The following is a 6,523-nucleotide window of genomic DNA, read 5'->3' on the forward strand; positions in this document are numbered from 1 at the left end:
GCCCCACCGTGTCAGACAGCACCCACCAGCCACTCCCCCAACGACAGCTCACCCACCTCCGCGGTCCCCTGGGGCTCTCCCACCTGCCGTCGGCTGCCGCCGATCTCATCCTGCTGGGAGACCTCACAGGCCGCTACGCGACGGGCAGTTACAGCAGACTCTCCTCCGACCGCCGAAGCCTGGTCCTGCGCACGGACCGCCAGGGCACGGCCGAGCACGGACACCGGATCACCGCGGCCATCGCCTGCCACGTCGCCCGGGCCGGCGGCACCCTCGACCAGCTGACTGGACTGCGGCTGCACCCCGAACACGAGGGCGGCCGGCACACCCGACAAATCGCGCTGTGCTCCGGGCAATCACGCGCCCTGGACCACATCCGCCGGGTGTGGGCCAGTGCCTCGGACGCGGTCGGCAGCACCAGGGCGTCGGGCTCCCGCCACGAGGCGTACGAGGTTCTCGCCGCGCTGCGCGACCGCATCGAGACCACGCCCTGGCGCGGGGAGCGGGGACGGACCGCGCTGCGGGTGCTGCGGGCGCATCTGAACTTCGCCGAGATCGCGGGCGGGCCTCTGCACCACGCCAGCGAACGGCAGGCAGCCGAAGAGGCGGGCGTTCCCCGCACGACGCTGCGGGCCGTCTACGAGACCGTCCTCAAACCGCAGGGCTGGCTGCGGCGCCTGCGGGTCGGCCACGGACGCGAAGGCTCGACCGGGTACCTCGACCACGGCAGCGCCCCCGGCCACGGTGCCCCTGCTTCGTCTCGTTTCCGGACCACTCAGTACCCCCCGACCCGGCACTTGAGGAGTGGCCCACCCCTGAGACGGCCACGACGGCCGACATCGACTCCGCCGTCCTCGGTCACCTGATGGACCACGACGCCTTCGCCCGCCACGGCCTCGGCAGCACCGCTCTCATGATCATCAGCGCTCTGCATCAGCGCGCCCACCAGACAGTTGCTGAGCTTGTCGGTACCTCCTCGGTCTCCCGGGCCACCACCTATAGGACTCTGCGCCGCCTGGCCAGCCACGGCCTCGTGCAGCACACCGGGGAGACCTGGGCCCTCGCGCCGCGTGCACTGGAGGGCCTCGGTAGCAACCTCTCCGCCCCTCCCCCTGCTACCAGGCTCGACACCGTGCCGGCACAGGGCTGGGACACGGTGGCCGAGCGATATGGCACCACGGGTCTCGCCGCCCAGCGCAAGGCCTTGCACGCTGCCCAACGCGCCGCGTACCGGGAGACGTTGGATCGGCTTGCGGAGCACCGCAGCAAGGCCGTGGTGATCGTCCGCGACGGCCGACAGGTCCTGGTCCCCGCACCAGGCCCCGACGAGATCCCTCCGAAGCGGCACGCCCCGGTCACAGGTCGTCCGGCCGCCGACTGCCGGGTTGCCACCGACGGCCGCCTGATCCTCATCACCCTTGCCGACCAGCGCAGTTACGACGAGCTGGCCACCGCCCATGCCGAAGCCCTCAGCGAATGGGAGTCCGTCGCATGAGCCCACGTCTCCCAGTCGCCTCCGACGCGAGCGAAGCGGTGACGCCTCAGACCTTGCGCGATCAGTACGAGTCCGGTGCCACGGTCGACGAACTCGTCGCCGCCAGCGGCCTGTCCTACGGCACGGTCCTCAACCGGCTGCACGACGCCGGTGACATCGTCGCTCTCGCCCTTGATGCCTGGCTCCGCGCCAAGGGCTACCCACCGGACCTCACACGACCGGGGACCGAAGTCCTTTAACCAGCCGTCTCGCTGCGGAAGACGGGCCTTGGCCCAAGGCCGGGACCGCTCTGACCCCCAGCCCTTGGACGTCACCGACGCGCAGTCCGTCTCGTCCTGGGTCCACGAAGCCGTGGACGCGGCGATTGCGCGCCGGATCCAGCTCGTGTGATCCGGGTGCCACCCGTTCCCGCCGCCCCTGCTGTCGATGTCACTGGTTCATGGCCTGCTGGGCGGCTTCCGTCTCGGTGGTGGCATCGGCTGTGGTGAGCGTGCCGCCTGCGGTCTCCAGATGTGCCCGGACGAACCACTGGAACTGCTCCAGGTCGCGCAGTTGCTCGATCAGCAGGTCCTCGGTGGCCGGGTCGGTCTCCCCCACTGTCTTGACCGCGGCGCGCTGGTCCTCGATCAGTCCGGTGTACACGAGGTCGAGCGCGCCGAGGTGGGCGATGGCGTCGGCGCGGCCGACGCTGTAGTCCTTCCAGGTGCGCTCTTCGACCAGCACGCCCGGGGTTCCGTGGGCGATGCCTCCCAGGGCGGCGAGGCGCTCGGCGATGTCGTCTGCCATGGCGCGAACGCGGTCGACCTGCGGGTCGAGCATCTCGTGCACGGCGATGAAGTGCGGGCCCACGACGTTCCAGTGGACGTGCTTGAGTGTGAGGTGGAGATCGTTGAGGCTGTGCAGGCGCTGCTGGAGCACCTCGATGAGCGAGCCGGCGTCCTGCACGGTGAGGCCCGGGACGGTGTAGCGGGGGGTGACCTCGGAAGGCATGGCCATGTCTCCTGTTCTCGTGCGGTTTGCCCCCTCCCGGTACCCGTGATCGAAGGACACAACCACCGCGGCCTCCTCCGGACCGGACAGCCTTCCCGCCTCGCCGGACTGCGCGTTTCTAGATACCTGGTGTCAGACCGGCTTCACCGGGCCCAGTGGTTCAGGGCCCCGGTGACGAACGGAATCGGGGCTATGCGGTGCGGGATGCAGGGAGGCGAGGAGATCCGCGAGGCCGCCGGGAGCCCGTCCGCGCAGACGGGCCGCAGTGTGCACGGCATGCCGGTCGGTACGGGCGATCCGGTAGCCCGCCGCGAACAGCCGGACCGCGAGGTCGCGGTCTTCGCCGGTAGGCAGGGATGCGAAGCCGCCCACCCGCAGGTAAGCGGCGGCGGACACGCCCAGGTTGGCTCCGTGGACGTGCGGGTGCTCCCATATCGGCTCCGTCTCCTTGAGCGGACGGGTGCGGAAGTAGTCGGCGTCGTGACGGGCCACATGAAAGGCACCGGCCGTGACGGGGGCGAGGCGGATGGTGCCCAGAACGGCGTCGTAGCCCCGCCGCGCCCAGGCGACCTGGTGGGTGAGCCACGTGGCCGGCACGGTGGTGTCGGCGTCCGTCATGGCCAGCCATACGTCCGGGCCGGCATCTGCCAGCAGCTTCAGGGCGTGGTCGATGCCGACCGCCCGTGCGGCTCCGACATTGCGGCTCGGGGTATTGACGACGTGGGCTCCGGCGCGGGCGGCCACAGCCGCTGTGGCGTCCGTGCAGGCATCCGCCGCCACCACGATCACGACGGGCATCGGCGTCACGTGCTCCACGGCCGTGTGCACGCTGCGCATACAGGCATGTATGCGGTGTTCCTCGTTGTGTGCCGGGATGACGACAGCGAGGGCTGCGGGTGTCACGCCAGGCCTTCCGCGCGGGCCGGGGAGAGCGCCGGGCCCGGGCCTGGCCGGTGTTCGTGGACGGTGAGGGTGAAGTCTGGATCGTCGTAGCGGGCGAGGCGGCTCAGGCTTGTCAGGGAGTCCAGGTGGTCGGCGATGTCGCGGCCTGTGCAGGTGTGCTCGGCCACGGGGTGGTTCCAGTGCACCGTGATCAGGTGACCGCCCTCCCTCAGGCTCTCCGCACTCCGTTCGAGCAGCCGTGTACGGGTGCCGGGATCGAAGTAGTAGAGGAGTTCCGACAGCACGATCAGATCGAAGGAATCCTGGGGCCACTGCTCTGGCACGGTCATTTGTTCCACGGTGACGTGGTCCAAAGCGGAGGTGCGTCGAGTCGTGGCTTCGACGGCCGCGGCGATGCGGTCGGTGGAGAGCAGTTGATCGCATCGGGCGGCCAGGAGTTCGGTCAGTACGCCCACCGAGCAGCCCGGCTCGAAGGCCCGCAGGTAGCGGGGGCGGGGCAGGGCCGCCACGGTGAGGTTGTACTTGCGGCGGTCGTACCACCGCTCCCCCAGATGCCAGGGGTCGGCGGCGCGGGCGTACTGGTCGTCGAAGTAGCGGGCGGGGGTGTTCAACGCAGCACCGTCTCGAAGGTGCGGGTGTGGTGGGCGATCTCCTGCGCCGGCAATACCGGCCCGACGCCGCAGCCGCGGGGCTCCAGTTGGCTGGCGAACCGTGACAGCGCTGCCTTCTTACGGTCGGCCGCCCTTTGGGCCAGAGGAAGAACACAGGCCCGGTTCCACGGCACACGGGGGTCGCAGGGACGAGCCCAGTGCCACATCCACACGGGGTAGAACCACACCGGCGTGGAGCGGTCGCGGCCGGCACGTTCGGCGGCTCGGCCAGCGGCCTCGTGGTCACTGTGCAGGTCGCCCACCCACGGCGCCACACACACCGCAGCCCCGACGGCGTCCAGCACCTCGCCGATCACGGCTTGCGCCCGGGTCTCGTACTCGTCGAGGCCCGTATCGGGCAGAGCGGCATGCACCGGAGCAGGCAAGTCCCCGAGCTCGCCCAGCGCTGCGGCCAGTTCGCCACGGCGGCGGGCGGCCAACTGTTCCCGGGCCGACGGCGACGCAGGGCCGTGGGACGCTTCCCCGTCGCTCAGGCACACCGTGTGGACCGCCACAGCCGCGTCGAGAAGGGTGGCCATGGCACCGCCGAATCCCAGAACCTCGTCGTCCGGGTGAGCCGCCACGACGACAACCGGACCTGTCGGAAGCACCAGGTGGGGCAGATGGTCCGGCAGTCGCGCCGCCTGCCACTCCGCCTCGTCGGTGCCCGGCGAGTCGATCGCCGCGGCGGCGGCCAGTCTCGCAGCGTCAGCGGTCTCCAACGAGCTCATCGTGTCGCCTCCGCCGGGTCCGCCGTCACCAGGCGGCCGAGTTCGGCCAGGTCCGCCTCCGCGTGGTGCTGGCGCAGGTAGACCGTCAGGTCCGCAACCGCGCGAGCGTGCCGTTCGTCGTGGCACAAAGGCCCGGCACCCGTGGCACGCCCCACGTGGTCCAGTACCTCGGTGCACACCTTTTCGGCGAGGGCCCGCACGCGCAGACTGCGCACCCGCGCTTCGTCGCATGCGTCGAGAGGATCGGCGTCGATGTCCTCACCCGCTTGCCGCAGCATTGCGCCGGCCGTGTGCAGCAGCGCATCCACCGCTCCGAGATGGGCGGCCGCGTGCGCGTTCAACCGTCCAGCCGCGCCTCGCTCGTACAACGGCGCGGCGACGGCGTGGGCACCACCCAGCCAGCAGGCCGCCACACCGATTCCCCCGTGCTGGAAACCGGGCCGCTCCAGATAGCCCTCCACCCCGCCTACGGCCTTCGCGGGTACATCCGTGAAGGACATCTCCAGGCTGTCGCTCCCGGCCATACCGATCGCCTGCCACGTTCCTTCCACGGGCTCCGCGCCCGGGTGGTCCAGCGCGACGGCGAACAGCCGGTAGCCGTCCTCGGCGTCCGCGCTCACCAGAGCGTGGGTGCAGGCGTGGGCACCGGAGCAGTAGCGCTTCACGCCACTGAGCGTCCACCCCCGATCGGTGCGTGTCGCGTGCGTGCCGGGACCCGGTGGGCGCGCGGCCCACACTCCCCACCGCTCCCCTTCGGCGGGCAGGCGGTGGTGGTCCAGTTCGTGCAGGATCGCCGCAGCGTCCAGGTGCCCTTCGGCGAGCCGTGCAAGCGACAGGTCCCGCCGCCCCAGGGCCATGAGGACTGCGAAGCGGCGCGCCGTCGAGCGGCCTGGCAGCGGCACGCTCGGGGCCTCGCGCTCGACGAAGTCGGCGAACAGATCCGCCGTGCGCAGTTGCGGGGTGCGGAGGTGATCAGGCGACTCGGGGGGCGTGACAATCACGCGGACCTCCTGCATACATCGTCGAAGAGCGTCAGCAGGCGTCTGGGTATCCGCAGGCTCCTGCTCAAAACACGCAACACAGCCGGCCCAGGAGCTGACGGCATACGGTTCGGACCTGGCTGCGCAGGTCCTGCCCCGGCAGGTCCCACGCCCCTTGGGCTGCGGAGGCGTCGTTCAGGGCACCGGGAAAGCCGGTTCAGGGGGCCTGGCAGGCGCGCTCCGTCCAGCCCAGCATCCGACAGCACCCGGGCCCCCGCCACTTCCGGGGGGCACGCCCATGAGAGCCGTTGGCACCGATGCGCAGGGGCGCCCGGAGCGCCGCGCACCGTTGCCACTCGATGCCGATTACCTCACTACAGGACTCACCGAAATCTATGTTGGTCAGAGTAGACATTAAGAGATCGCCTGGATATGGTTTCTCTCGTAACCAGGAAGACCGCAGGGCCGGGCAGAGATGAACTGCCTGGCAGCAGGACGTAGTTGCAGTGCGCATCGCGGTGCGGTGGTGGAGTTGCGAAGCCAGAGTTGTTGCAGGAAGGCGACGGGACTGACGACCGTACCGGGCGGCCCGCAATGATCAGGGGCCGCCGCGAGCAGGACCGCAGTGGCAGTCAGCGGTTCCCCGGTAAATGGCGTCGGCTGCGGGCGCGCGTGCCGGGAAGTTCGGCAGTGGGGTTCCAAGCCAGAGCAGATGCGCGACGGGCGACGGGGCCGGCTGCCGAAAGGGTGGCGCTTCCCCAGGCCATCAGCAGT

General features: G+C 70.5%; 7 protein-coding genes and 1 pseudogene. 3 read left to right on the forward strand and 5 right to left on the reverse strand.

Annotated elements, in window-relative coordinates; all coding sequences use genetic code 11:
- The 3 genes and pseudogenes from N4G66_RS44565 to N4G66_RS44575 form a co-directional block, all read left to right on the forward strand.
- Positions 1–866: pseudogene (locus N4G66_RS44565) on the forward strand (helix-turn-helix domain-containing protein); the annotation flags it as partial.
- Complete coding sequence (locus N4G66_RS44570; RefSeq protein WP_261710050.1) at positions 866–1,495, forward strand: helix-turn-helix domain-containing protein; 630 nt, start codon at positions 866–868, stop codon at positions 1,493–1,495. The pseudogene N4G66_RS44565 and the gene N4G66_RS44570, both read left to right, overlap by 1 nt.
- Positions 1,492–1,734, forward strand: a complete 243-nt coding sequence (locus tag N4G66_RS44575) for a hypothetical protein (RefSeq protein WP_261710051.1) — start codon at positions 1,492–1,494, stop codon at positions 1,732–1,734. Before N4G66_RS44570 ends, N4G66_RS44575 begins: the two co-directional genes overlap by 4 nt.
- Positions 1,735–1,924: 190 nt before the next feature.
- On the opposite strand, the gene N4G66_RS44580 is transcribed toward N4G66_RS44575, so the two are convergent.
- From N4G66_RS44580 to N4G66_RS44600, 5 genes are all read right to left on the reverse strand, one after another.
- The gene (locus N4G66_RS44580; protein WP_261710055.1) at positions 1,925–2,485 is read right to left on the reverse strand and encodes a Dps family protein; all 561 of its coding nucleotides are present in this window, start codon (positions 2,483–2,485) and stop codon (positions 1,925–1,927) included.
- Positions 2,486–2,617: 132 nt separating this feature from the next.
- Positions 2,618–3,388, reverse strand: coding sequence for a glycosyltransferase (locus tag N4G66_RS44585; RefSeq protein WP_261710052.1), 771 nt, complete (start codon positions 3,386–3,388; stop codon positions 2,618–2,620).
- A complete protein-coding gene (locus N4G66_RS44590; protein WP_261710053.1) occupies positions 3,385–3,999 on the reverse strand; it encodes a nodulation S family protein in 615 nt (204 codons plus the stop codon). The genes N4G66_RS44585 and N4G66_RS44590 overlap by 4 nt, the downstream gene beginning before the upstream one ends.
- Complete coding sequence (locus N4G66_RS44595) at positions 3,996–4,769, reverse strand: PIG-L deacetylase family protein (RefSeq protein WP_261710054.1); 774 nt, start codon at positions 4,767–4,769, stop codon at positions 3,996–3,998. Before N4G66_RS44595 ends, N4G66_RS44590 begins: the two co-directional genes overlap by 4 nt.
- On the reverse strand, positions 4,766–5,770 hold the full coding sequence (locus N4G66_RS44600; protein WP_391858993.1) for an acyl-CoA dehydrogenase family protein: 1,005 nt from the start codon (positions 5,768–5,770) through the stop codon (positions 4,766–4,768). The genes N4G66_RS44595 and N4G66_RS44600 overlap by 4 nt, the downstream gene beginning before the upstream one ends.
- Between the last annotated feature and the right edge of the window lie 753 nt (positions 5,771–6,523).

The organism is Streptomyces rhizosphaerihabitans (assembly GCF_025399795.1).
In the GTDB taxonomy this organism is placed as follows: Bacteria; Actinomycetota; Actinomycetes; order Streptomycetales; family Streptomycetaceae; genus Streptomyces; species Streptomyces rhizosphaerihabitans.